This is a genomic window from Streptomyces sp. NPDC127098 (assembly GCF_042722465.1).
Classification (GTDB): domain Bacteria; phylum Actinomycetota; class Actinomycetes; order Streptomycetales; family Streptomycetaceae; genus Streptomyces; species Streptomyces millisiae.
The window spans coordinates 1-24717 of the sequence record NZ_JBHXFJ010000089.1; the positions used below are offsets into that span (position 1 = coordinate 1).

Sequence of the window (24717 nt, forward strand, 5' to 3'; positions counted from 1 at the left end):
ATCAACCAGAACCACCAGCTGCCATGGTCCTTCCTCACCCACACCGGGTTGACCATCCATCCACCAGCCCCACAGAACTAACGAAAAGATCAGTAAGGGCTGTCCCGTAAATGATTCCTGCTGAACGGGTCGCGGGTGCCCCTCGGTGGGTTGCTCGCTCATCCCGTAAGGGCGAGGTTGTGCAGGCGCGCGACACCAAGCATCGTCTGGTGCACACCGTCGCCCTTGAGGCGGCAGTCACGAAGGAGCTTCCAGCCCTTCATGCGGGCGAAGGCGTGCTCGACGCGGGCCCGCACCTGTTTGTGAGAGCGGTTGTGAGCCTGTTTCCGGTCTGGGAGTTCCGCCTGGTCTTTCGCGCGACGGTGCGGAATCACCAGGCTGGTACCGGGGTAACCGCCGTCGGCGATGGTCATCGTCGCACCAACGGCGTCCTTCGCACCGGATTCAGCCCACGCCTTGCAGTCGTTGCGGTTCCCTGGCAGCGGCCGGCCGACCACGACGACGAGACGGGCGTCGGCGTCGATGACGACCTAGTGCTTCGTGGAGTAGCGATAGTTCTTCGACTGCTCGGCCACCGTGTGGTCGCGGGTAGGCACCAGCGTGCCGTCCACAATGAGCACGGTGTCCTTCGCGAACCGCTTGCGTGGCTGGAACGCGAGCTTGGGGCCAAGGTGGTCGAGGATCCGTTTGGTCGCCGACTTGCAGACGCCGAAGAGTGCGGCGAGCTGGCACAGCGTCAAGTTCGTGCGCCAGTATGCCGCGACCAGCAGCACGCGGTCTTCCAGTGGCAGGCCCCACGGACGCCCGCGTTGTGTTTCGTCTGCGACTTCACGGCGTACCACGGTCACCAACTTGCCGAAGCAGCACGGGCTTAGCCCGGTGAACGGGGCTATCCAGGACGGCTCCGACGCCGTAATCACACTAGCCACATCAAGATCATCTCACTTGTGACCAGACGTTACGGAGCCACCTTCAACCCATGGGTCGCTTCATCAGTACTGCGAATTGCGTGTTCACCATCGTTTGTGCACCCGCGTAGCTCGTAGTGCTGGCCTGGGTCGGTACCACGCCCACAGCTTCCCATCCCTCCAGACCTGCGGCGTCAAGCTGCTGATGCCAATTGACACCCTGGATCACCCGGTACTCCCACGTGGTCGGCAACGTCGTTCCTCTCTGGCCTCTAAGAAAGCGTTCGTGCGCCGACAATGGCACGGTCAACAGCCCCTGAGTGGTGGGGGCGCAGGCCACACCGCATCCTTGAGGGTCATGCAGCGGCCGGACCGGCGGCGGCGATAAGGAGGCGTCTCGTCACTGCAAAGATCATTTACGGGACACCCCTTAGCGAATCGTGAAGACGGCTCCGGAAGTGGCGTAGTCGACAGGGCCGTCGTAGCGGCTGGACGCGCGTGCCAGTGCCTGTTGGGTGGTGAGGGAGGGGCCGATGTGGGTGACGATCAGCCGGGCCGCCCGTGCGGCGCTGGCGGTTTCGCCGGCTTCTTCGGGCGTGTGGTGGACCGGCTCTCCCTCGGTCGGGGCCTCGGCGCTCTCCGCCTCGCACAGCAGCACGTCACATCCTGCGGCCAGTTCCGTGAGGCTGGCGCACGGGGCGGTGTCCCCCGAGTAGGCCAGGGACCGGTCCCCGGACTCGGCGCGCAGGGCGAACGCGGGGATGCCGTGGGCCACCGCCCGGCTGGTCAGGGTCAGTTCGCCGACCTGGACCTGATGGCCGTCGTGCAGCTCGTGAATGTCGTAGGCGGATTCGACCGGGCTGCGGGTGGACGTGTTGGTCAGGAAGTGGGCCAGCCGGTCGGCGATGCCCGGCGGGCCGTACAGGGGTATGGGTGCGGTGAGTCGCACGTCCGCGAAGAGGAAGGCGTAGTAGGCGGTGAGCAGGTCCGCGCTGTGGTCGGCGTGCAGGTGTGAGATCCAGATGGCGTCCAGGTCTTCCAGCCGGGTGTGCCATTGCAGCTGGGCCAGTGTCCCGCTGCCCGCGTCCACCCAGATCCGGGTGTCGCCGCTGGAGACGAGATAGCCGGAGCACGGGTTGTCCACTCTCGCGTACGGCGTCGCGGAACCCAGGACAGTGAGACGGAAGGGATGGCTGGTCATTCGCGGAGTCTAGAAGGCCGCGTGGTGACGCCGTCGCCGGCTCAGCCGGTATTCGCACCAGACCGTCTTACCCGGTGGCCGCTGCGTAACACCCCACCGCTCGGCCAGCGCCTCGACGAGGAGCAGTCCGCGTCCCGAGCCGGCCTCGGGGTCGGGGCACCGGACGGCCGGTCGGGTATCGGCGTTCGCGTCGGTCACCTCCACGCGTGCCAGGACGTCGGTGACGAGCACGTGGAGTCTGAAGTCGCGGCCACAGGCGCTGCCGTGGCGTACCGCGTTGGTCGCGAGTTCGGCGATCAGGAGGGCGAGGGTGTCCGAGTCCGGCGTGCCATAGGGGATGCCCCAGGCGTTCAGGCGCTCCACCGCCAGCAGCCTGGCGAGCCGGGCACCGCGGGGCGTGGAAGCGAACAGTATGGCGAACTCGGCTGCGGGGGTGGGCTGTTCGGAGCTGCTCGGGTCGCGTCGGGTTGCGTGCATGCGTGACAGCTTTGTCGCGTTCGAATTCCGTTTTCCACGATTTGCCGCGTACAACGCGTGGCTGTACGCGCACCCTTGGTGAGGCGTACTCGGTTGCTGGGTAGGACGCCGCGCCAGTGAGAGGCGTGCGTTGGACGAGAGGCGGACCGGTATGACGGCGGACGAGGACATCCAGAACGAGGAGTCGGAGCAGGAGCAGGACACGAGCGACCCCGGGCCGAACGTGTTCAAGCTCGTCGGCGCGCTGCTGAAGTCGCTGCGACAGAACGCCGAGTTGGATCGCGAGGCGTTCGGCGCCCGCATGGGGTACAGCGCCCACACCATCGCCTCGGTCGAACAGGGGCGGCGTCGGCCTCCCGGGCCGGACTTCCTGGAACAGGCCGACAGGGTGCTGCGGGCCGGGGGCCTGTTGAAGCTGGCGCAGAAGGAGGTGGCCAAGGCCAGGCTCCCGGCGTTCTTCCGGGGCGTGGCCAAGCTGGAGGAGACGGCGGTCGAGTACCACTCGTTTCAGAACCAGGTGGTCCCCGGCCTGCTCCAGACCGAGGACTACATGCGAGCGCTCTACCGGAATCGCCGGCCGGCCCTGGACGACGAGACCATCGAGGAGCACGTCACGGCACGAAAGGCTCGCCAGGACATCCTGACCAGGAAGCCGGCGCCCTCCATGAGTTTCGTGATCGAGGAAGTGGTCCTGCATCGACCCTATGGCGGACGGGCTGTGCTGGACGGCCAGCGGAGGCACTTGCTGAGGATGGGGCGGCAGCGGAATGTGGATGTCCAGATCATGCCGACCGATCGGGAGGAACACGCTGGGGATGCCGGTCCGATGATCCTGCTGCGAGCCGAGAACGAACCGATGACGGCCTACGTCGAGGTCCAGGGGATCAGCGCTTCGCGTACCGATCCCGAGACCGTGCGCAAGATCAGCCAGCGATATGAGACTATCCGGGCGCAGGCTCTCAACCCTCGGGAGTCGATGCACTACATCGAGAAGCTGTTGGGAGAACAATGATCGACTCACAGTCTCGTCACAGCGCATCACAGCTCGACTGGTTCAAGAGCAGCTACAGCAGCAGCGAGGGCGGCGACTGCGTCGAGGTCGCCGCAGCCCCTCTCACGGTCCACGTGCGGGACTCCAAAATCGCGGACGGCTCGCGACTGGCCGTGCCCGCCGCCGCGTGGGGCGCCTTCCTCAGGGAGCTCGATAACTGATCGGTCCGGGAGAGGGTCGGCTCGTAGGATGGCCCCCGACCGACCATCCGACTCCGACGACCGTCAGGACCCGAAAAGTGACACGCCTCGGCGATTCCGTGCAGCGCGCTTCCGCGCTGTTCGCGCAGGATCTCTCCTCCGACTCCACTGTGCGGCAGCTGCTGGAGGAGACCCGGTCGCGGCGGTATCTGGACCTGTCGGACCTGTCGGCTGAGGAGCAGGCGGCGCTGATCGGCTCGCGCGCGGTGGACGTGCTGCCGGGGGTGGAGAAGCTCGCGGAGCGCATCGCCGAGGTCCGGAAGGCGGGGCGCGGGCTGCGGGTGAAGTTCGGCATCGACCCGACGGCGACCGACGTGCACCTGGGGCACACGGTGCCGATGATCGTGCTCAGCCGCTTCCAGCGGATGGGGCACGAGGCGACGCTGATCATCGGCGACATCACCGCCAAGATCGGCGACCCGACCGGGCGGTCCGACGAGCGGCCGCCGTTGACCGACGAGGACATCGCGCGGAACCTGTCGGGCTACCGGGACCAGGTGCGGCCGTTCTTCGACTTCGAGCGGGTCCACTTCCGGCACAACAGCGAGTGGCTGGCGGGAATCACGCTGCCCAAGCTGATCGGCGTGCTGTCGCACGTCTCGGCCTCCGCGCTGCTGCAGCGGGACGACTTCCGCAACCGCCTGGAGGGTGGGCACGGGCTGTCGATGTCGGAGCTGATCTACCCGGTGGCGATGGCGATCGACTCGGCCGAGATCGACGCGGAGATCGAGCTGGGGGGCGTCGACCAGCTGCTGAACATGCAGATGGGCCGGCGGGTGATGGAGGTCTACGGTCTCGACCCGCAGATGATCGTCACCATGCCGCTGATCGAGGGCACGGACGGCTCCGGGGCCAAGATGTCCAAGTCGAAGGGCAACTACATCCCGCTGACCGCGACCCCGGACGACGTGTTCGGCAAGATCATGTCGATCCCCGACCGGCTGATGGAGCCGTACCTGCTGGCCTGGACCGAGTGGACGGACCAGGAGCTCGCGCTGGTCAAGGGGCGGCTGGCGGACGGGACGCTGCACCCGATGGCCCTGAAGCGGGTGCTGGCCGGCGAGGTGGTCGCGGCCCTGCACGGCATCGAGGCGGCCATGGCGGCCAGGGCCGGGTTCGCGGCGCAGTTCTCGAAGAAGAGCTTCACCGAGGTGGCGGCGCTGCCGGAGCTGGTGCTGGCCGAGCACGGCGGCGAGGCGGTGACGGCGGTGCTGACCGGGGTGCTGGGGTTCACGCCGAGCGCCTCGGCGGCCCGGCGGCTGGCCAAGCAGAACGGGCTACGGCTGGTGCTGGAGTTCGCCGGCGGGCGGCAGGACGCGGGCGTGCTGCCGGAGGCGGACGCGCTGCGGCCGCTGGGCGAGGTGGTGCGCGAGCGTCTCGAGGGCCTGGAGGAGAAGCCCGAAGGGGTCTACCTGAAGGCCGGCCGCAAGCTTGCCCGGGTCCTGGGGTAGCGCGCGCGGAGGCGGGGCGTAGCGTAGGACGCGGCGGTGATCTGCATGCGTTTGCGAAGCGGTAGGAAAGCGGATCCGGCGGTGTTCCGGATCACAGGGGCCCGACGCGGGTTGCACGAGGACGTGTTGGCGCGGCAGCGGCGCTACGTCATCTCGATGCTGGTGCGCACGCTGGCGGTGCTACTGACGGTGGCGCTGTGGAACGTGAGCCGGCCGCTCGCGGTGGTGGCGTTGGTGCTGGGCGCCGTGCTGCCCTACGTGGCGGTCGTGGTGGCCAACGCCGGGCGGGAGAACGTGTCTTCGCTGCCCTCCACCTTCATCACCAGGGACGCTCCGCCGACGCTGCCACCCGGCCCCGGCGACGCACACAATCGGAACTGATCATTCCGCACGGCCCGACCCCACCCCGTCCGGACCAGCCGAAGAAATCCTCAGATCATTGGGCTGTTCGGCTGCGGTGAACGGGGCATTGCATGTCATACTTCAAGAGCGCTCCGTATCCCCCGTCGGAGCGACGGACCGACGCCGGGCGGCTCCCCCCGTGGCTGCCCGGCGTCGCCTTCTTTTGCGTCCGCTCCGCTGGAGTTTCCCGTGAGGTTTGTGGGGGAGATGAATGGATCCCGTGATGTCCGACCAGGCCCCCGAGACCGTCGTCTGCTCGGCGAAGGGCTGCCGTGAGGCCGCCGTGTGGGTGCTGGCCTGGAACAATCCCAAGCTGCACCAGCCCGAGCGCCGCAAGACCTGGGTGGCCTGTGACGGTCACCGCGAGCACCTGTCCACGTTCCTCTCGGTGCGGGGTTTCCTCAAGGACGTGGTGGAGCTGACCGAGTGGGAGGCCCGGCGGGCCTCAGCCGCCGATCGCTGACATCGGGCGGGCCGGCTGCACGAAGGCCGCCGGGTCGTCAAGCCCGGAGCCGGCCTTCTTGCCCCACATGGCCGCCCGCCAGCGCTCGGCGAGCTCCGCGTCGTCGGCGCCCGCGCGCAGCGCCCCGCGCAGGTCGGACTCGTGGCGCGCGAACAGGCAGTCGCGCACCTGACCGTCGGCCGTCAGCCGGGTGCGGTCACAGGCCCGGCAGAAGGGGCGGGTGACCGAGGCGATGACGCCGACCCGGTGCGGGCCGCCGTCCACCAACCAGCGCTCGGCGGGCGCCGAGCCACGCTCCTCGCCGCCTTCCGGGGTCAGCGTGAAGCGGGTGCGCAGCGACTCGAGGATCTCCCCGGCCGTGACCATCCGGGCGCGATCCCAGCCGTGTTGGGCGTCGAGCGGCATCTGCTCGATGAACCGCAGCTCGTAGCCCTCCTCGATGGCCCACGCCAGCAGCTCGGGTGCCTCGTGGTCGTTGAGCCCGGGCATCAGCACCGAGTTGATCTTGATGGGGTCGAGGCCGGCGGCCCTGGCCGCGGCGAGGCCGGACAGCACGTCCTCGTGGCGCCGGCGGCGGGTGAGCCGCTGGAACACCTCGGGGTCGAGGGTGTCGAGCGAGACGTTGACCCGGTCGAGGCCGGCGGCGCGCAGCGCCTCGGCCGTGCGCTCCAGGCCTATGCCGTTGGTGGTCAGGGCGAGGGAGGGGCGCGGCCGCAGCGTGGCGCACCGCTCGACGATGGAGACGAGCCCGGGCCGCAGCAGCGGCTCGCCGCCGGTGAAGCGGACCTCGGTGACGCCGAGCTCGGTCACGGCGATCGTGACCAGCCGGACGACCTCGTCGTCGGTGAGCAACTCCGGTTTGGCGAGCCAGGAAAGGCCCTCCTCCGGCATGCAGTACGTGCAGCGCAGGTTGCATCGGTCGGTGAGGGATACCCGTAGGTCGGTGGCGATCCGGCCATAGGTGTCAAGCAGCATGCGCGAGCCTCCGCCGTGTTGGAGCACGTTGTGGAGCAGATGTCTCGCAGCGTACGACACCCCTCTGACAGGATCCCCGGGCCCGGTCCCGTCTGCCGTGCGAAGGGCCGTGCGAGGGGCGTGCGCCGGGCGTGCGCCGGGCGTGCGGGCGGCATTCGACGGTGGGTCAACTCCCCTCCGGGCCAGGGGCGCTGTCGGTGCCGGCCCGTATCCTCAATGACCATGCTCGAAGACCACCACGCACCCGCGGCCCGCGTTCCCCTCCAGCAGTCCGCCGTCCGGCCGTGGCCCACGGGCTATCCGACCGGATACGCCGTGGTGGACGTGGAGACCACGGGGCTCGCCAGGGACGACCGCATAGTGTCGGCCGCCGTCTACCGGCTCACCGCCCAGGGCGACGTCGAGGACCACTGGTACACGCCCGTCAACCCGCTGCGCGATCCGGGCCCCACCTGGATCCACGGGTTGACGGCCGACGTGTTGGCGGACGCGCCGCTCTTCCCGGACATCGCCGGGGAGTTCGCCGAGCGCCTGGCCGGCCGGGTGCTGGTGGCGCACAACGCGGTCTTCGACTGGACGATGATCGCCAGGGAGTACGCGCGGGCCGGTCGCGTCGCGCCCGTCGAGCAGCGGCTGTGCACCATCGCGCTGTCCAAGGCACTGGCGCTGCCGCTCGCCAACCACAAGCTGGAGACGCTGGTGGCGTACTTCGGGGTGGAGCAGCGGCGCGCGCACCACGCGCTGGACGACGCGCGGGTGCTGGCCGAGGCGTTCCGGCCTAGCCTCCACCACGCCGCCCGGCAGGGGCTGCGGCTGCCGCTGCTCGCCTGCCGGCCGATCACCGAGTGGTCGGACACGGGGGGCGGCGCGTCCGGGCGGGACGCGGCGCGGCCGTCCGCCGTGAGCTGGCGCGGCGGCTGGCGGCAGACCAAGCGGCGGCCCCCCTGCCCCTACCCCAACCCCGGCCGGTACCAGGCCGGCGGGCGGCTCGTGCAGGGGATGCGGGTGGCGTTCTCCGGGGACACCTCGACGGACCGGGAGCTGCTGGAGGACCAGGCCTTCGAGGCCGGGCTGCACATCGCGTCCAGCGTGTCGAAGTTCACCAGCCTGCTGGTGACCAACGACCCGGACTCGCCGACCAGCAAGGTGGCGCGGGCCCGCGCCGTGGGCACCCCCATCCTGGACGAGGCGGCCTTCACCCAGTTGCTGCGCGACGTGGCCCCGGCGCAGGAGGAGTGAGCCCCTTCGGGTACGGTCGTCAGCTGTGTACCGCTTTCTGCTGTCCCGGCAGTGGGTGATCCTCACCCTGGTCGCCCTGCTGCTGATCCCGACGATGACCTGGCTCGGGTTCTGGCAGCTGCACAGACACGAGCAGCGGGTGGCGCGCAACGACCTGATCGCGTCCAGCCTGGAGGCGCCGCCGGTGCCGATGGGCGAGCTGTCCTCGGTGGACGGCCCGCCCGACCCCGACGACCGCTACCGCGCGGTCACCGCCACCGGCGTCTACGACGAGGACGGCCAGGTCGTCGTCCGCAACCGCACCAACGCCGACGGCACCGTCGGCTACCACGTCCTCACGCCCGTGGTCGGGGACGACGGCACGGCGGTGCTGGTGAACCGGGGCTGGATCTCCGCCGGCTCCGACCTGACCACGACGCCCGAGATCCCCGCCCCGCCCTCGGGCGAGGTCACGGTCACGGGGCGGCTGATGGCCGACGAGACCTCCGACACCACCGGCATCAGGGACCGTTCGGGGCTGCCGGACGGCATGGTGATGATGATCAGCAGCCAGGAGCGGTCGGCCGCCACCGGCCTGCCGATGCTGGGCGGCTACCTGGAGCTGACGGAGACCTCGCCCGAGCCGGCCGCCCAGGGCGGCCAGCCGCAACCGCTGCCCGAGCCCGACCACACCGGCATCGGCGCGCACCTCGCCTACGCCTTCCAGTGGTGGATCTTCGCGGCCGGCGTGCCGGTCGGCTGGGTCATCCTGGTGCGCCGCGAGATCCAGGACCGGCGCCGGGCCGCCGCGAAGGCGGCCGGAGCGAAGGCGAAGGAGCCGAAGCCGGAGCCGGCGCCGGACCACGCCACGGCGTGACGTTCGCGGCGCGCGGCCGGGGTGGCCGGCCCCGGCGGTTCCGGACCGCCGGCGCTAGCTCAGGCGTTCCGGGGCGTGTTTGGTCGAGCGGAGGCGGACCTCGGTGGGGAGGACGTCGAGGCCGGCGGAGACCCGTGCGTGTTCCACGGCTTCGCCGTGCAGGCGGCGCACCGCCTCGTCCGGCCTGGCATGCGGAGCGAGCAGCAGGCCGACGCGGATCCTCGGCTGGGTGCGGCGGCCGACCAGCGTGACCCTGGCCTCGTCGATGCCCGGCAGCGACCCCGCCTCGGCGGCCACCACGTCCTCCATCGCCCGGCCGCGCAGCAGCGCGCCCACTCCGTCGCCGCTGTCCACCAGCACCTCGTCGAGCCGCCGCTCCCGCAGTTGGGCGACGAGCCACCACCCGGACAGCAGCACGACGAGCGCCAGGCCGCCGATGACGGCGGTCCACCACCAGCTCTCGTCCCGCCATCGCGTCCGCTCGGCGTCGCTCAGCAGCACGTCCTCCGACCCGCTCCAGGGCCAGGCGCCCGGCGCGAGGTCGAGCGCGGCCAGCGTGACCGCGAGGCCGCCGGCGAACAGCGCCAGACCCAGCAGGCCGAGCAGCACCCGATTGACGACGCTCAGCACGTCCCTCACCTCCTCGCCGGCCGGCGGACCTGGACGGCGAGCGCGGGCTGGCGGGCCAGGCCGAGCTCCCTGATGCCCTCGCCGAGCACCGCGTCCAGGTCGGCCCGCACCTCGTCCAGGTCGCGGAAGTGCGCCTGCGCCCACGCCCTGACCCGACGCCGGCCGACCGACACCCGCACCGAGCGCACCCCCGACACCTCGAGGGCCCGGTCGCGCAGCACCACGGCGGCAGCCCCGCGTTCGATGCCGGCGCGCAGGAACTCGTCGTCCCCGCGCCGCATCGGCAGCAGCCCTCGCAGCCCGGGCGTCACGGCGAGGACGACGAGCAGGATCCCGAGCAGCATCGCGGCCAGCGCGCCCAGCACCACCCAGGCGTCGTCCAGGTGCGTGGCGGCGAGTTCGTCGGCGAGCCGGCGCCGCCAGGCGGCGGCCGGCCGCTCGGCGCGCACCGAGACGATGTCGTACAGCGGCACGCCGGCCGCCACGATCAGCAGCGCCGCGGCCAGCCCGGCCGGCAGCCGACGCACGGACCAGAACCGCGGCGCCGGCTCCGACTCCGCGGCACCCGGCGCGTATCGGACGGCGGAGGTCGTCTTGGCGAACGCGCCGTGCTCGGCGTCCGCCGGGGCCTCGGCCGGCTTCTCCGCCTTCTCCGCCTTCTCCGCCTTCTCCAGTGTGGTGGTGGCCGGTTTGGCCACGTCCTCGTCCGAGTCGCTCATCACCGCACTCTCCCCGAGCCGTTGCGGTCGGCGGTCAGGTGCGCGGAACGCAGCCGTTCCACCGCGACGACCACGTCGGTCGTCTCCATGCCGGCCAACTCCCTGATGCGCCGCTCCACCTGACGGCGGACCTGGCGGCACCGGGCGCCGATATCACAGGGATACCCGAGTTCGACCGCGAGTTGAACGCTGGCGAGCCCACCGGTCCCCGAGGGGTCGGGCGAGCGCCGTACCACGGCCGTCGCGTGCTGCTCGCCGCCGTCACCGAGGGCCTCACGGGCGGCTTGGGCGGCGAGCTTGGCCACCACCCGCTCGGAGATCCGGGTCGCGCCGCGGTCCGCGGCCGGGACCGACGTCCCGCCCGCCGTGTCCACCGTGCTCATCGCCGCTCACCGCCGCCGGTCTTCGCCGCGGTCCCTGACGCGGAAGAAGTCGCCGGGTTCGAGGTCGCCGTCCGCGAACCGGCCGGCCACGAAGCCGATCGCGCCCAGGGACGCCACCAGCAGGAAGGCCCCGAAGCCGCCGAAGTATCCGGCGAAGCCCAGCGCCATGCCGGCGATCATGCCGATCACAGCCATGCTCATCTCGCGCTCCTACTGCAGCGGGGGGCGTTCGTCGTCGTCCTCTTCCTCGTCGGGCAACTTGACGTCGCCGACGTTGATGTTGACCTCGACGACCTCGAGCCCTGTCATCCGTTCGACGGCAGAGATGACGTTCTCCCGTACGGTACGGGATACCGCGGCGATGGAAACTCCGTATTCCACAACGATTTCGAGATCGAGAGCGGTCTGCACCTCGCCGACCTCCGCCTTGACTCCGCGCGTCGCCGACCTGCTGCCGCCCGGCACACGATCGCGGACCGCGCCGAGGGTGCGGGCGCCTCCACTGCCGAGGGCGTAGACGCCGACGACGTCGCGGGCCGCCATGCCGGCGATCTTCGCCACCACGCCGTCGGAGATGGTGGTGCGCCCGCGGGTGGCGGGATCGCCCGTCCCGCGGCGGGTCCCGGCCGCCGCCGTCGTCGCCGTCGCCGTCGTCCTGGTGGGGACCTCGGTCATCGCCTCCGGGCCGGTGTCGGTCACTTGGCTGTGCTCCTTTCGGGGGCGGTACGGTAACGCTGCGCTGTGCTGGTGGGGTTGGCGGGGGTGAGCATACGAGATGCCTTTCCCAACGCTGGGCGCTCACTCGGGGTTTCTTCCCGCTGCGCGCGAGCGGGATGGCGCTCCGCGCGGGGTTTCCCCACCCACCCGCCCTTTCCCGCGCTTCGCGCGGGTGGCGGCCCGGGGCGGGCCAGCGGTGGCTGCGCCGCCGGTGCCCGGCGCTTCGCGCCGGGATTTCCCCCACCCGCCCGCCCTTCTTCGCGCGCTGCGCGCGGGGGCGGCGGGCCGAACCGCGCTCCGCGCGGTGCACGGCCCGCCAGGGCCAGGGGCCCGCGGCGGCTTCGCCGCCGGGGCCACGCGGCCCCCGCCGCGCGACGACCCGCCCGGAGGGCGGGTGGGTGGGCGCGGCACGGCCGCAGGCCGGCAACGGCCGCAGGCCGGCAACGGCCGCAGGCCGGCAACGGCCGCAGGGCCCGGCGCGTGGCGGCGAAGCCGCCGAGCCGGGCCCTGCGGGCCAACGTCGAGCGCGTAGCGGGACGTCAGTCCGCGGCAGTGGTCAGGTCGCGGAGGCGGCGGGACTGGGCGGCGCGTTCGGCGGCGCGTTGGGTGTCGTAGTCGTGGCCGGAGGCCGCGCCCCGCAGGAGCGCCTTGGTCTCGATCAGCGCGTTCCGTGGCGCGGCGAGGAGCGCCGCGACGAGGTCGTCCGTGGCCGCCGGCAGTTCGTCGGCGGGGACGACGAGGTTGGCCAGGCCGATCCGTTCGGCCTCGGCCGCGCCGACGGCGCGGCCCGTGGCGCAGATCTCCAGCGCGCGGCCGTAGCCGACGAGGTCGACCAGTGGCTTGGTGCCACCCAGGTCGGGGACCAGGCCGAGCGAGGTCTCACGCATCGCGAACTGCGCGTCGGTCGCGCAGATCCGCAGGTCGCAGGCGAGGGCGAGTTGGAAGCCGGCGCCGATGGCGTGGCCCTGGACGGCGGCGACGCTCACCAGGTCGTTCCGCCGCCACCAGGTGAACGCCTCCTGGAAGCCGGCGATCGTGGCGTCGAGCTCCGCGTCCGTGGCGCGTGCCAGGTCGAGGAAGGAGAGTTCGCCCTCGATCCCCTCGGGGGTGAAGGCCCGCCGGTCCAGGCCGGCCGAGAAGGAGGCGCCCTCCGCGCGCAGCACCGCCACCCGGACGGTGCCCGGCAGGGCGCGGCCCGCCTCGGTGAGCGCCCGCCACATGGCGGGCGTCTGGGCGTTGCGCCGTTCCGGGACGGCCAGCGTGACCGTGGCCACGGCGTCGTCGACGGTGAGGCGTACACCGTCCCACTCCTGGTCGTGTTGGGCCATGGGCCACCTCCGGTGTGCTACTTGCCAGTAACCAACCGGTAGCGTAGCCGCCTCGGCCCAGTTGTCAGGGGGTGGGTGCGGCCTTCTTGCCGCGCGTGGCCCCACCGCGCCCGCGCAGCGTGACATCGGCCTCGCTGAGCATGCGGTGGACGAAGCCGTAGGACCGGCCCGTCTCCTCGGCCAGCGCCCTGATGCTCGCGCCCGACTCGTATTTCCGCTTGAGGTCCGCCGCGAGCTGCTCGCGAGCGGGGCCGGTCACCCGGCTGCCCTTCTTCAGAGTCTCGGCCACCCGTGCCTCCTCGTGGGAAGTGCGCTCTGGACTCTCATGATCACCCCTATCCCGCTTCCTGGCCACCCGTTCGTCTGGGTCCGTACGACAAACGGACAACGCGATTCCGCGCCCCGTCGGGGGCGCGGGGCCGCACGCGCGGTGGATCGGGAGGTGAAATCGCAGGTCAGGGGGCATCACCGGAATGGCGTAGCCGGGCGTACCGCCGCCCCGCACCGTCGCTTGCCCGGCGCGTCGACACGCCGGGGTACGAGTCGCCCTCACTCAGATGAATGATCAAGCGTCGGCCGAATGATCCACCGGGCATGATCACAAACGCCGGTGCCCGCTGGTCGGCGCGGGGTCAGGCCAGGGCGACGAGGTCCGCGTAGTCCTGGCTCCAGAGGTCCTCCACGCCGTCCGGCAGCATGATGATGCGCTCCGGCTGGAGCGCGTCCACCGCGCCCTCGTCGTGGGTGACCAGGACCACCGCGCCGGTGAATCCGCGCAGCGCGCCCAGGATCTCCTCGCGGCTCGCCGGGTCCAGGTTGTTGGTGGGCTCGTCGAGGAGGAGCACGTTGGCCGAGGAGACCACGAGGGTGGCCAGCGCCAGGCGGGTCTTCTCGCCGCCGGAGAGGACCCCGGCCGGCTTGTCGACGTCGTCGCCGGAGAACAGGAACGAGCCCAGGGTCTTGCGGACCTCGACCATGTCCAGGTCGGGGGCGGCGGAGCGCATGTTCTCCAGCACGGTGCGGCGCGGGTCGAGCGTCTCGTGCTCCTGCGCGTAGTAGCCGAGCTTGAGGCCGTGGCCGGGGGTGACCTCGCCGGTGTCCGGCTTCTCGACGCCGGCGAGGAGCCGCAGCAGCGTCGTCTTGCCGGCGCCGTTGAGTCCGAGGATGACGACCCGGGAGCCCTTGTCGATGGCGAGCGAGACGTCGGTGAAGATCTCCAGCGAGCCGTAGGACTTGGAGAGGCCGTCCGCGGCGAGCGGGGTCTTGCCGCACGGCGCCGGGTCGGGGAAGCGCAGCCTGGCGACCTTGTCGGCCTGCCGCTCGGCCTCAAGGCCCGACAGCAGCCGCTCGGCGCGGCGGGCCATGTTCTGCGCGGCGGTGGCCTTGGTGGCCTTGGCCCGCATCTTGTCGGCCTGGGCGTTGAGCGCGGCGGCCTTCTTCTCGGCGTTGGCCCGCTCGCGTTTGCGGCGCTTCTCGTCGGCCTCGCGCTGGGTCTGGTACTGCTTCCAGCCCATGTTGTAGATGTCGATCTGGGAGCGGTTGGCGTCCAGGTAGAAGACCTTGTTGACGACCGTCTCGACGAGGTCGGCGTCGTGCGAGATCACGACGAACCCGCCGCGGTAGGTCTTCAGGAAGTCCCGCAGCCAGACGATGGAGTCGGCGTCGAGGTGGTTGGTGGGCTCGTCGAGCAGCAGGATGTCGGCGTCCGAGAAGAGGATGCGGGCGAGCTCGACGCGGCGCCGCTGGCCGCCGGAGAGGGTGTGCAGGGGCTGGCCGAGGATGCGGTCGGGCAGGCCGAGGCTGGCGGCGATGGTGGCGGCCTCGGCCTCCGCCGCGTAGCCGCCCCTGGTCAGGAACTCGGTCTCCAGGCGCTCGTACTTGCGCATGGCGCGCTCCCGGATGGCGCCCTGGCCGGTGGCCATCCGCTGCTCGTTCTCCCGCATGCCGCGCAGCACGGTGTCGAGGCCGCGGGCGGCCAGGATGCGGTCGCGGGCGAGCATGTCGAGGTCGCCGGTGCGCGGGTCCTGCGGGAGGTAGCCGACCTCCCCGCTGCGGGTGATGGTGCCGCCGGCGGGGATGCCCTCGCCCGCGAGGCACTTGGTGAGGGTGGTCTTGCCCGCGCCGTTGCGGCCGACGAGGCCGATACGGTCTCCCCTGGCCACGCGGAAGGAGGCGGACTCGATGAGGATCCGGGCGCCGGCTCGAAGCTCGACGCCGGTGGCGGTGATCATGGACGGACTCCAGGCGACGGGACGTACGGGCTCGTTGGCCGTACGGGGACGGGTCTTGGCGAGAGGGGGGTACGTCCGCTAGGGCACGAGGAGCGAAATGTCCATGCGGTCATTCTAACGGCGGTACGCGGGCTCCCCGCCAACCAATTTGGGCGGCCCCGCCCACCGCGGGCCCCGAGGGGCGCGCGGGTGGCCCTCAGGCGCCTCCGGTGTGCACCTGGAAGGCGGCGCGGCGCACCCGTTTGGTGATGGCGGGGTCGGGGTGGGCGGCGGCCAGCGCCAGCAGGACCTGGACGGTGCGGGGGTGGCCGCAGTCGCGGATCTCGTCGACGAGCTCGGCGACGGTGGGCTGGGGTGCCGAGTCGAGGTGGTCGAGCAGCAGCCGCTCGGCGCCGTTCTCGTGGGCGGCCGATGCGGTGTCGACCCAGAGCCAGGTGGCCTCGGCGCGGGTGAGGACGCCGGCCGAGGTGTCGGTGTGGTCGCGCGGGTCGCCGCCCTCGTGGTCGGCGAGCCAGAGCAGCGCGTACGGCCGCAGCACCGGCTCGTCGGCGGCGGCGCGGACGGCGGCCAGGGCGGGGGCGCCGACGGCGCGCAGCGCGTCGAAGGCGAGGCCGCGGATCAGGGCGTCCTCGCCGCGGGCGGCGTCGAGCAGCTCGGTGACGGCGGGTCCTGTGGGGCGGGCGGCGAGCCAGGCGCGGTACTCGGCGCGGGCCGGCCCCGGGGTGAGAACGGCGCAGCCGCGGAGCATGGCGACGGCGGACTGCTCGATGTTGCCGGCGGGGCTCTGGGCGGCGATGCAGATCTGTTCCAGCTTGGTCCACACGGCCCAGCCGCCGAGGTCGGTGAGCCTGGCGTGCTCGGGGTGGCGGCTACGCGCGTGGAGGGTCAGGGCCCCCACCTCGGCGAGGGCGTCGAGGGCCCAGCCGAGCAGGCGGACCAGCTCGCCGAGCTCGCCCTGCTCGATCGTCACGGGCCCGGCGGGTATGTCGTCCGAGGTGGGCACCGGGCGCTCGGCGCGGAGTTCGGTGATGCGCTGCCGCAGCAGGTCGATCAGTCCGGCCGCGGTGACCGGGCCGTCGGAGAGCTGCATGACGGAGAGGAGCTGCGGGATGGCGGCGACGATCTCGGCGACCAGGCCCGGGTCGGCGTCGGGCGGTGCGGGGCGGGCGATGGACCAGGCGTCGAAGAGCGCCACCCAGCCGCGCAGCGCCGCCGTGTCGTCGTGCTCCCAGGCTCGCAGCCGCCAACCGGCCCTGACTCCGGCGCCGTCGGCCCCGGCCTCGACGAGGCCGGCGAGCCTGGCGTGGCTCCAGCGGTCGCGGACCTGGGCCTCGGTCATGCCGAGCTCGGTGGCGGCCCGCCGGACGTCGGTCTCGGGTGAGACGCCGGCGCGCTGGGCCCAGTGGGCGAGGCGGACGGCTTCGGCGAGGAGGCCGCGGGCCTGCCTGGCCAGGCGGTCCTGGGGGGCGATGCCTCTGGGAGGCTTGGGGGCGCGTCTGGCGACCGCCGTTCGCCGGGGCGCCGTGGGGCGCTGGGAAGGCGTCTCTTGGACAAGTCGCAACCGGGGCTCACGCGGAGTTCGGGACGTCACGCGAGCAGTTTCTCCGTTCGAGGCTCCAAAGCTCAAACCCCGCACGCCGGGGTCCACATGAGCCGCTGACGAAGCCCATCGGGGAGCGCCAGCTACCGGCCGCCGGGAGTTCACCCGCCGTTCACCTCTTCACCTTACGTTAACGGCGCTTGTTCACCCGACCGTCGAGCGATTGTCCGGTACATGGAACACATCACGCTGTTGATCGCGATCGTGATCGTCACGGCCCTGGCGTTCGACTTCACCAACGGTTTCCACGACACGGCCAATGCCATGGCCACGACGATCTCCACCGGGGCCATGACCCCCAAGGCCGCGGTGGCGATGTCGGCCGTGCTCAACCTGGTCGGCGCGTTCCTCTCCGTCGAGGTGGCCAGAACCATCTCCGGCGGCATCATCGACGAGGAGGCGGGCATCCAGCCCGAAGTCATCTTCGCAGGTCTCGTGGGCGCCATCGTGTGGAACCTGCTGACCTGGCTGGCCGGGCTGCCGTCCAGTTCCTCGCACGCGCTGTTCGGCGGTCTGATCGGCGCCACCGTGGCGTCCGTCGGCTTCGGCGCGGTGAACGGGGACGCGGTGGTGACCAAGGTGCTGATCCCGGCGATCGCGGCTCCGCTGGTCGCGGGCGTCGCGTCGATGCTGGCCACCCGGCTGACCTACCGCGTCACCCGGGGCGCCGACGAGCAGGCCGCCGCCGGCGGCTACCGCACCGGGCAGATCGCCTCGGCCGCGCTGGTCTCGCTGGCGCACGGCACCAACGACGCGCAGAAGACCATGGGCGTGATGACGCTGGCGCTGATCGCCGGCGGCTCGCTGGCGCCCGGCGCCGACCCGCCGATGTGGGTGATCACCTCGGCCGGCGTGGCCATCGCGCTCGGCACCTACCTCGGCGGCTGGCGGATCATCCGCACCATGGGCAAGGGCCTCACCGACATCCGGCCGCCGCAGGGCTTCGCCGCCCAGACCAGCGCGGCGACGACCATCCTGGCCTCCTCGCACATGGGCTTCGCGCTCTCCACCACCCAGGTCTGCTCGGGTGCCGTGATGGGCTCCGGGCTCGGCCGCGCGGGCGGCGTGGTGCGCTGGTCGACGGCGCGCCGGATGGTGGCGGCCTGGTTCCTGACGCTGCCGGCGGCCGGCCTGGTGGGCGCGCTCGGCGCGCTGCTGGCCGAGCAGGGCGACTGGGGCGTGGCCGCGGTCGCGGTGCTGCTCGTGGCGGCGAGCGCGGCGATCTGGCAGCGCTCGCGGCGCCGCCCGGTGGACCACTCGAACGTGAACGACGTCGAGGACACCGTCGACAATGTGAACGAATCCGCGTCGAAGGACGCCCGGCAGGACGCCGAGCCGGCCGGGGAGGCGCTGCAGATGCTCATCCCCGCCCCCGCCACGCCGGGTGTGCCGGCCCCCGCCGCCTCCCCCGCCCCCACCCAGCCCTCCGCCTAGCCCGAGACCGAGGTATCCCCGCATGAACGTCGACTGGGCCACGCTCGGCCAGGTCATCCTGGTCTCGGTGCTGCTGACGGTGACCGTCGTCGGCCTGTTCTCGGTCGGCATCAGGGCCGGCCTGAGCCGCTCCGCCAAGCCGGCCGCGAGGCCGGCCGGCTATCTCTCCTTCGCGCTGTGCGCCGCGGCCGTCGGCTACGGCATCTGGGTCATCACCTCCTGACCCGGTGGCGGCCGGCCGTCAGGCGACGATCCGGCCGCGCAGCACCACCCGGCGCGGCCGGGCCAGCTCGGTGACGTCACGGCGCGGGTCGGCCGCGTAGACGACGAGGTCGGCGGGCGCCCCCTCGGTGAGCCCCGGCCGGCCGAGCCAGGCCCGGGCCCGCCAGGTGGCGGCGCCGATGGCGTCGACCGTCGGGATGCCGGCCCGGGTGAGCTCGGCGACCTCGCGGGCGATCAGGCCGTGGCCGAGGCCGCCTCCCGCGTCGGTGCCCGTGAAGATCGGGATCCCGGCGTCGTGGGCGGCCCGCACCGTGTCGTAGCGGCGCTCGTGCAGCCGCCGCAGGTGCGCGGCCCACCGGGGGAACCGGCCGGCGCCGCCCTCGGCGAGCGCGGGGAACGTGGCGATGTTGACCAGGGTCGGCACGATGGCCACCCCGCGCTCGGCGAAGAGCGGGATGGTGTCCTCGGTGAGCCCGGTGGCGTGCTCCACGCAGTCGATGCCGGCCTCCACCAGGTCGCGCAGCGACTCCTCGGCGAAGCAGTGCGCGGTGACACGCGCGCCCTCGGCGTGGGCGGCGGCGATCGCCTCCCGGGCCGCGTCCGCCGGCCAACAGGGCCCGAGGTCGCCGCGTTCCCGGTCGATCCAGTCCCCCACCAGCTTGACCCAGCCGTCGCCGCGCCTGGCTTCCTGCCGCACCACGGCCGCGAGTTGGTCGGGCTCGATCTCGCGGGCGTAGTTGCGGATGTAGCGCCGGGGGCGGGCGATGTGCCGGCCGGCCCTGATGAGGTGCGGCAGGTCCGGGCGTTCGTCCATCCAGCGGGTGTCGGCGGCCGACCCGGCGTCACGCAGCAGCAGGGCCCCGGCGTCGCGGTCGGTCAGCGCCTGGCGCTCGGCGGTCCCGGCGTCCACCGCGCCCTGTGGGCCGAGGCCGACGTGGCAGTGGGCGTCGACGAGTCCCGGCAGGGCCCAACCTTCGACGGTGACCACCTCGCGTGCGGTGGGCGGGCGTTGGCGGCTGATCCGGCCGCCGACCACCCAGATCTCGTCCAACACGCCGTCGTCCGCGCCCCCGTCGGGGTCGCCGCCCTCGGGGCCGACGAGCACGCGTCCCCTGATGTGCACCACCGCACTCTCACTCATGCCTCGGCAGCCTACAAATTGCCTGCTACGCTCCCGAGTCGTTGGGGGCTTGCACGCAGGGACGAACGTTTAACGACCTGTCGTACGGCCTGTCGAACCATGTCGGCGGGCCAACGAGCCGCACACCGAGGAGGCCGGCGGGTGGCCAGCCCCAACGATGAGTTCCACGCCTTCTTCGAGCAGCACCACGCCGAACTGTCCAGGCTCGCCTATCTGTTGCTCGGTGGCCCGGACGGCGCCGAGAGCGCGGACGACCTGGCGGCCGACGCGCTGGTCGCGATCTGGCACCACTGGGACCGGGTGCGCGCCGCGCGACATCCGCTCGCGTACGCGCGCGGGGTGGTGGCGAACCTGGCACGCTCGAGGATCCGCAGCAGGACGCGTGAGCGTCGCCGCGTCGCGCTGTTCTGGTCGCAGCACGGGGAGCCGGCCGAGGGGCCCGACGTGCCGGCGATGCTCGACGTGCGCGCGGCGCTCCGCCGACTGCCGTACCGCAAGCGCGCCTGCGTCGTGCTGCGGCACGCGTTCGACCTGTCGGAGCGGGAGACGGCGAGCGCGCTCGGCATCTCGGTGGGTACCGTGAAGAGCCAGACGTCGCGCGGCATGGCCGAGTTGGAGCGGATGCTCACCGAGGCGGTCACGTCCACGGCCGAGGAGGATCCGCGAGGGCTCCTGCGGGGGCTCGGCTCGGGGCCCGTGGAGCGGCGGGGTTGGTGAGCACACCGGAGAGGGCCGATGCCAGAGCGTCCAGACGTCGCCCGGCTGCTGCGGGAGGCGGCCGAGGGGCATCGGCCTGACCGGGAGCGGATGCTGGCGAGGGTGACGGCCGGCGCTCCGCGTCGCGCGCCCCGGGTGGGCGTCGGGTGGGGCAGGGTGCTCGGCGCGGTGGTGGCGCTGGTGGTGACGCTGGGCGCGGCCTCGCTCGCCGTGCGGTCGACGGGGGCGGGCGGGGGTGACGGTGCGCCGTCGGCGGCGGTCGCGCCGGTGCTGAGCACGTCCGCCCGGGTGAACGCGGGGAGCAACCCCTACTGGTCGCAGAGCGACCTGACGGTGGTGGTCGGATGGCCGCTGACCTCGTTCTCGGTGGAGCTGCGGGTGGTGGCCGGGGCCGGCGTCAGGGAGACCGGGGCCTGGCGGACGCTGCCCGAGGAGGACTTCGAGCTGACCACCACGCTGTCGGACGACCTGCTGGTGTTCCGCTGGGAGCTGCGCCCGGGGGCGGTGGTGCCGGCGGGCGAGCACGTGTTCGCCGGGCAGTACGACCACGATCTCGGGGCCCGGGACGCCTCGGGGGACCGCTTCCTGGTCGAGGGCACCGGGCCCGAGGGGCCGGTGTCGGCGAGCGGCACGTTCGGCTGAGCGCGGCGTCATTCGACGAGCGATCCCGCAGAACACTGGGATAATTCCTTCACACGGGATTTCGCGGGAAATTGAAACCGCGTTTGCCGTGGAATCCAGGCCAGGGTTGCGGGCCTCTTCTGCCCGGTTTCCGGAGTCGCAAACACCCTTTTGCCGGAATCCCGGAAGGTCACAACGATGACCACGCGCGACACGTCTTCGTTACACAACCGTGACACAACTCGCACAGCCGCCCGTTTTGTCCGGTAACTAACGGACAAACCGCCTCCTTTTGCCGGATGCGCCCCGATGCCTTACGCGCACGCGATAACACATCCTCTCCCGTCGGGTAACCCCCACCCGCCATGCGTTTTCTCGGTTCGATCGGTAAATTCAATCTGCATGACCCCCGCACAACCCGACCGTGCACGTGCAGTAGAAGACGATTTTCCGAGCAGTCCGAGCAGGCAGCGCAGAATGGACGGGGAATTCCCCGGGCTGGAACTCGACAGCCCGCGACCCGAGGACGGCGCGGCGCTGTGGCGCCTGGCCAGGGACTCCCGGGCCCTCGACCTGAACTCTCCCTACAGTTACCTACTGTGGTGTCGTGACTACGCGCAGACGTCTATCGTGGCCCGCGACGCCTCCGCCGGACCCGTCGGCTTCATCACCGGCTACAGCCGCCCGGAGGCCCCGCGCACCCTGCTGATCTGGCAGGTCGCGGTCGACCACGGGCAGCGCGGCCGCGGCCTCGCCGCCGCGATGCTGGACACGCTGGCCCACCGCACGGGCGACAAGCTGGGGGTGGAGGTCATCGAGACCACCGTCACGCCGGACAACGCCGCCTCCAACCGGCTGTTCACCTCCTTCGCCGAGCGGCACGACGCCCCGCTGACGCGGGAGGTGCTCTTCGCGGCCGACGCCTTCCCGGAGGCGGGGCACGAGCCGGAGGTGCTGTACCGGATCGGCCCCATACCCTCCCGCCCGGCCAGCGTCCTCAGCCAGACCGCCGCCGTTCCCGCCAGCACAACCACCCCCACCAGGAGCTCGTCGTGACCATCACCCAGCCGGACCTGAGCGTCTTCACCACCCTGGAGTCCGAGGTGCGCAGCTACTGCCGTGGCTGGCCCACCGTCTTCGACCGAGCCCAGGGCAGCTACATGTACGACGAGGACGGCCACACCTACCTCGACTTCTTCGCCGGCGCGGGCTCACTCAACTACGGGCACAACAACCCCCTGCTCAAACGCGCCCTGCTCGACTACCTGGAGCGCGACGGCGTCACCCACGGCCTGGACATGTCCACCACCGCCAAGCGGGCCTTCCTGGAGAGCTTCCGCGACGTGGTGCTGCGCCCCCGTGGCCTGGACCACAAGGTCATGTTCCCCGGCCCCACCGGCACCAACTCGGTCGAGGCGGCGCTCAAGCTGGCCCGCAAGGTCAAGGGCCGGGAGTCGATCGTCTCCTTCACCAACGCATTCCACGGCATGTCGCTGGGCGCGCTCGCCGTCACCGGCAACGCGTTCAAGCGCGCCGGCGCCGGCATCCCGCTGGTCCACGGCACGCCGATGCCGTTCGACGACTACCTGGACGGCCGCACCCCGGACTTCATCTGGTTCGAGCGGCTGCTCGAGGACGCCGGCTCGGGACTCAACAAGCCGGCCGCCGTCATCGTCGAGACCGTGCAGGGCGAGGGCGGCATCAACGTGGCGCGCGCCGAGTGGCTGCGCGGCCTGGCCGACCTGTGCCGGCGCCACGACATGCTGCTGATCGTCGACGACATCCAGATGGGCTGCGGGCGGACGGGACCGTTCTTCTCCTTCGAGGAGGCGGGCATCGTCCCCGACATCATCACCGTCTCGAAGTCCATCAGCGGCTACGGCCTGCCGCTGGCGCTGACGCTGTTCCGCCCCGAGCTCGACATCTGGGAGCCGGGCGAGCACAACGGCACCTTCCGCGGCAACAACCCGGCCTTCGTCACGGCGGCCGCGGCGCTCGACGCCTACTGGACCGACGGCCAGATGGAGAAGCAGACCCTCAGCCGCGGCGAGCAGGTCGAGGACACGCTGCGCATGCTGACCGCCGAGCACGCCTCGGCCGGCGCCTCCTACCGCGGCCGCGGCCTGGTCTGGGGCCTGACCTTCGACGACCCGGCGCGGGCCACCGCCGTCTGCCGGCGCGCCTTCGAGCTCGGCCTGCTGATCGAGACCTCGGGCCCGGAGGGCGAGGTGGTCAAGCTGCTGCCGGCGCTCACCATCAGCCCCGACGAGCTGGACGAGGGCCTGCGCGTCCTGACGCGCGCCGTCCGCGAGACCGACTGACGAGACCGACCGAGAGACGCTTTGAAAGGAAAGACCACACCGTGATCGTTCGATCGCTCAGCGACATCGAGGGCACCGAGCGGGACGTGCACTCGGCGTCCGGCACCTGGCGCAGCAAACGCATCATCCTCGCCAAGGAGGGCGTGGGCTTCTCGCTCCACGAGACGGTGCTCTACGCCGGCAGCGAGACCTCCATGTGGTACGCGAACCACATCGAGGCCGTGTTCTGCGTGGAGGGCGAGGGCGAACTCACCAACGACGACACCGGCGAGAAGCACTGGATCAAGCCGGGAACCATGTACCTCCTGGACGGCCACGAGAAGCACACCGTCCGGCCCAAGACCGACCTGCGCGTGTTGTGCGTCTTCAACCCACCCGTCACCGGCCGGGAGGACCACGACGAGAACGGCGTCTACCCGCTTCTCACCGAAGCGGCGACGACCGAGGCGTAAGGAGAAGGAAGGAGCAGGCCACATGACCACCGCACCCGAACGCACCGCCGACCTGTACCCGACCCGAGGAACCGAGGAGGTAGCCACGCCGCGCCAGGACCCGGTGGTGTGGTCAGAGCCCGGCGCGCCCGGCCCCTTCGCGGCCGGGGACCTCGCGGCCTTCGAGCGGGACGGCTTCGCGACCGTGGAGCAGCTGATCACGCCGGACGAGGTGGCCGTCTACCGGGCCGAGCTCGACCGGCTGGTCACGGACCCCGCGATCAGGGACGACGAGCGGTCGATCGTCGAGCCCAGGTCGCAGGAGATCAGGTCGGTGTTCGAGGTGCACAAGATCAGCCGGATCTTCGCGGACCTGGTCAGCGACCCACGGGTCGTCGGCCGGGCCCGGCAGATCCTCGGCTCCGACGTGTACGTCCACCAGAGCCGGATCAACGTCAAGCCGGGGTTCGGGGCCAGCGGCTTCTACTGGCACTCGGACTTCGAGACCTGGCACGCGGAGGACGGCATGCCGCGGATGCGGGCCGTCTCGGTGTCGATCGCGCTCACGGAGAACTACGACACCAACGGCGGCCTGATGATCATGCCGGGCTCGCACCGCACCTTCCTGGGCTGCGCCGGCGAGACGCCGAAGGACAACTACAAGAAGTCGCTCCAGATGCAGGAGGCGGGCACCCCGTCCGACCGGGCCCTGACCGACTTCGCCGACCGGCACGGCATCAGGCTCTTCACCGGCGCGGCCGGCTCGGCGACCTGGTTCGACTGCAACTGCATGCACGGCTCGGGCGACAACATCACGCCCTTTCCGCGCAGCAACGTCTTCATCGTCTTCAACAGCGTGGAGAACACGGCGGTCGAGCCGTTCGCGGCACCGATCCGACGCCCGGACTACATCGGCGCGCGGGATTTCACGCCAGTGAGGTGAGCGCCTGCCGGCGCCCGGTTCGAAGGAGCGGACGCCCGCCCGGCCCTGGCCGGGCG

The 24717-nt window shown here is 71.7% G+C and carries 28 protein-coding genes and 1 pseudogene; 15 read left to right on the plus strand and 14 right to left on the minus strand.

Translation table 11 applies throughout. The features are described 5' to 3' along the window. Positions 1–158: 158 nt before the first annotated feature. The 3 genes and pseudogenes from ACFWI8_RS33440 to ACFWI8_RS33450 form a co-directional block, all read right to left on the minus strand. A pseudogene (locus ACFWI8_RS33440) lies at positions 159–929 on the minus strand (transposase). A 409-nt stretch (positions 930–1338) separates the two neighbouring features. Continuing rightward, positions 1339–2109: an MBL fold metallo-hydrolase gene (locus tag ACFWI8_RS33445; protein ID WP_387099241.1), complete on the minus strand. Its 771-nt coding sequence runs from the start codon at positions 2107–2109 to the stop codon at positions 1339–1341. Positions 2110–2118: 9 nt separating this feature from the next. Further along, the gene (locus tag ACFWI8_RS33450; RefSeq protein WP_387099243.1) at positions 2119–2586 is read right to left on the minus strand and encodes an ATP-binding protein; all 468 of its coding nucleotides are present in this window, start codon (positions 2584–2586) and stop codon (positions 2119–2121) included. 151 nt (positions 2587–2737) lie between these two features. Between ACFWI8_RS33450 and ACFWI8_RS33455 the strand changes: the two genes are divergently transcribed. The 5 genes from ACFWI8_RS33455 to ACFWI8_RS33475 all read left to right on the plus strand — a co-directional run bounded on the left by ACFWI8_RS33455 (position 2738) and on the right by ACFWI8_RS33475 (position 6153). Next, positions 2738–3598 carry a helix-turn-helix domain-containing protein gene (locus ACFWI8_RS33455; RefSeq protein ID WP_387099245.1) on the plus strand — a complete coding sequence of 287 codons (861 nt, stop codon included), beginning with the start codon at positions 2738–2740 and terminating at the stop codon, positions 3596–3598. Beyond that, positions 3595–3798, plus strand: coding sequence for a DUF397 domain-containing protein (locus tag ACFWI8_RS33460; RefSeq protein ID WP_387099247.1), 204 nt, complete (start codon positions 3595–3597; stop codon positions 3796–3798). The genes ACFWI8_RS33455 and ACFWI8_RS33460 overlap by 4 nt, the downstream gene beginning before the upstream one ends. 77 nt (positions 3799–3875) lie before the next feature. Then, positions 3876–5288: a tyrosine--tRNA ligase gene (gene tyrS, locus ACFWI8_RS33465; protein ID WP_387099249.1), complete on the plus strand. Its 1413-nt coding sequence runs from the start codon at positions 3876–3878 to the stop codon at positions 5286–5288. Between the two features lie 45 nt (positions 5289–5333). Next, a complete protein-coding gene (locus ACFWI8_RS33470; protein ID WP_387099251.1) occupies positions 5334–5669 on the plus strand; it encodes a DUF3099 domain-containing protein in 336 nt (111 codons plus the stop codon). A 244-nt stretch (positions 5670–5913) separates the two neighbouring features. Continuing rightward, complete coding sequence (locus ACFWI8_RS33475; protein ID WP_311601784.1) at positions 5914–6153, plus strand: hypothetical protein; 240 nt, start codon at positions 5914–5916, stop codon at positions 6151–6153. On the opposite strand, the gene moaA is transcribed toward ACFWI8_RS33475, so the two are convergent. Beyond that, positions 6136–7128, minus strand: a complete 993-nt coding sequence (gene moaA, locus ACFWI8_RS33480) for a GTP 3',8-cyclase MoaA (protein WP_387099253.1) — start codon at positions 7126–7128, stop codon at positions 6136–6138. The two genes, ACFWI8_RS33475 and moaA, sit on opposite strands and share 18 nt — an antisense overlap. Before the next feature lie 216 nt (positions 7129–7344). On the opposite strand from moaA, the gene ACFWI8_RS33485 reads away from it, so the two are divergent. Then, positions 7345–8367, plus strand: coding sequence for a DEDDh family exonuclease (locus ACFWI8_RS33485; protein ID WP_387099255.1), 1023 nt, complete (start codon positions 7345–7347; stop codon positions 8365–8367). A gap of 25 nt (positions 8368–8392) precedes the next feature. After that, positions 8393–9223, plus strand: a complete 831-nt coding sequence (locus ACFWI8_RS33490; protein WP_387099257.1) for an SURF1 family protein — start codon at positions 8393–8395, stop codon at positions 9221–9223. A 54-nt stretch (positions 9224–9277) separates the two neighbouring features. Here ACFWI8_RS33490 and amaP read toward each other — a convergent pair whose 3' ends face one another. From amaP to ACFWI8_RS33535, 9 genes are all read right to left on the minus strand, one after another. Continuing rightward, positions 9278–9862: an alkaline shock response membrane anchor protein AmaP gene (gene amaP / locus ACFWI8_RS33495; RefSeq protein WP_387099259.1), complete on the minus strand. Its 585-nt coding sequence runs from the start codon at positions 9860–9862 to the stop codon at positions 9278–9280. Further along, the gene (locus tag ACFWI8_RS33500; RefSeq protein ID WP_387099261.1) at positions 9859–10572 is read right to left on the minus strand and encodes a DUF6286 domain-containing protein; all 714 of its coding nucleotides are present in this window, start codon (positions 10570–10572) and stop codon (positions 9859–9861) included. Before ACFWI8_RS33500 ends, amaP begins: the two co-directional genes overlap by 4 nt. Continuing rightward, positions 10572–10955 (minus strand): hypothetical protein, encoded by a 384-nt coding sequence (locus ACFWI8_RS33505; RefSeq protein WP_387099263.1) that lies wholly within the window; start codon positions 10953–10955, stop codon positions 10572–10574. The genes ACFWI8_RS33500 and ACFWI8_RS33505 overlap by 1 nt, the downstream gene beginning before the upstream one ends. 6 nt (positions 10956–10961) lie before the next feature. Further along, the gene (locus ACFWI8_RS33510) at positions 10962–11156 is read right to left on the minus strand and encodes a hypothetical protein (protein ID WP_132819924.1); all 195 of its coding nucleotides are present in this window, start codon (positions 11154–11156) and stop codon (positions 10962–10964) included. A gap of 9 nt (positions 11157–11165) precedes the next feature. Beyond that, complete coding sequence (locus ACFWI8_RS33515) at positions 11166–11630, minus strand: Asp23/Gls24 family envelope stress response protein (protein WP_387099285.1); 465 nt, start codon at positions 11628–11630, stop codon at positions 11166–11168. A gap of 581 nt (positions 11631–12211) precedes the next feature. After that, on the minus strand, positions 12212–13000 hold the full coding sequence (locus ACFWI8_RS33520) for an enoyl-CoA hydratase/isomerase family protein (protein WP_387099265.1): 789 nt from the start codon (positions 12998–13000) through the stop codon (positions 12212–12214). A gap of 64 nt (positions 13001–13064) precedes the next feature. Continuing rightward, complete coding sequence (locus ACFWI8_RS33525; protein WP_059009466.1) at positions 13065–13289, minus strand: helix-turn-helix domain-containing protein; 225 nt, start codon at positions 13287–13289, stop codon at positions 13065–13067. 343 nt (positions 13290–13632) lie between these two features. After that, the gene (locus ACFWI8_RS33530; RefSeq protein WP_387099267.1) at positions 13633–15231 is read right to left on the minus strand and encodes an ABC-F family ATP-binding cassette domain-containing protein; all 1599 of its coding nucleotides are present in this window, start codon (positions 15229–15231) and stop codon (positions 13633–13635) included. A 196-nt stretch (positions 15232–15427) separates the two neighbouring features. Then, positions 15428–16822 (minus strand): hypothetical protein, encoded by a 1395-nt coding sequence (locus tag ACFWI8_RS33535; RefSeq protein WP_387099269.1) that lies wholly within the window; start codon positions 16820–16822, stop codon positions 15428–15430. 183 nt (positions 16823–17005) lie between these two features. Here ACFWI8_RS33535 and ACFWI8_RS33540 point away from each other — a divergent pair, with 183 nt between their 5' ends. Next, on the plus strand, positions 17006–18265 hold the full coding sequence (locus tag ACFWI8_RS33540; protein ID WP_387099271.1) for an anion permease: 1260 nt from the start codon (positions 17006–17008) through the stop codon (positions 18263–18265). 22 nt (positions 18266–18287) lie between these two features. Then, on the plus strand, positions 18288–18488 hold the full coding sequence (locus tag ACFWI8_RS33545; protein ID WP_311604612.1) for a hypothetical protein: 201 nt from the start codon (positions 18288–18290) through the stop codon (positions 18486–18488). 18 nt (positions 18489–18506) lie between these two features. On the opposite strand, the gene ACFWI8_RS33550 is transcribed toward ACFWI8_RS33545, so the two are convergent. After that, complete coding sequence (locus ACFWI8_RS33550) at positions 18507–19628, minus strand: amidohydrolase family protein (RefSeq protein WP_387099273.1); 1122 nt, start codon at positions 19626–19628, stop codon at positions 18507–18509. A 99-nt stretch (positions 19629–19727) separates the two neighbouring features. Here ACFWI8_RS33550 and ACFWI8_RS33555 point away from each other — a divergent pair, with 99 nt between their 5' ends. From ACFWI8_RS33555 to thpD, 6 genes are all read left to right on the plus strand, one after another. Next, entirely contained in the window at positions 19728–20345 is a 618-nt protein-coding gene (locus tag ACFWI8_RS33555; RefSeq protein ID WP_387099275.1) for a SigE family RNA polymerase sigma factor, read from the plus strand. An 18-nt stretch (positions 20346–20363) separates the two neighbouring features. Continuing rightward, positions 20364–20987, plus strand: coding sequence for a hypothetical protein (locus ACFWI8_RS33560; protein ID WP_387099277.1), 624 nt, complete (start codon positions 20364–20366; stop codon positions 20985–20987). A gap of 456 nt (positions 20988–21443) precedes the next feature. Next, on the plus strand, positions 21444–22022 hold the full coding sequence (gene ectA, locus ACFWI8_RS33565) for a diaminobutyrate acetyltransferase (protein ID WP_387099279.1): 579 nt from the start codon (positions 21444–21446) through the stop codon (positions 22020–22022). Further along, a complete protein-coding gene (gene ectB / locus ACFWI8_RS33570; RefSeq protein WP_311604617.1) occupies positions 22019–23287 on the plus strand; it encodes a diaminobutyrate--2-oxoglutarate transaminase in 1269 nt (422 codons plus the stop codon). Before ectA ends, ectB begins: the two co-directional genes overlap by 4 nt. Positions 23288–23328: 41 nt before the next feature. Continuing rightward, positions 23329–23739, plus strand: coding sequence for an ectoine synthase (locus ACFWI8_RS33575; protein WP_387099281.1), 411 nt, complete (start codon positions 23329–23331; stop codon positions 23737–23739). A 22-nt stretch (positions 23740–23761) separates the two neighbouring features. Next, on the plus strand, positions 23762–24661 hold the full coding sequence (thpD, locus tag ACFWI8_RS33580) for an ectoine hydroxylase (RefSeq protein WP_387099283.1): 900 nt from the start codon (positions 23762–23764) through the stop codon (positions 24659–24661). Positions 24662–24717 lie beyond the last annotated feature (56 nt).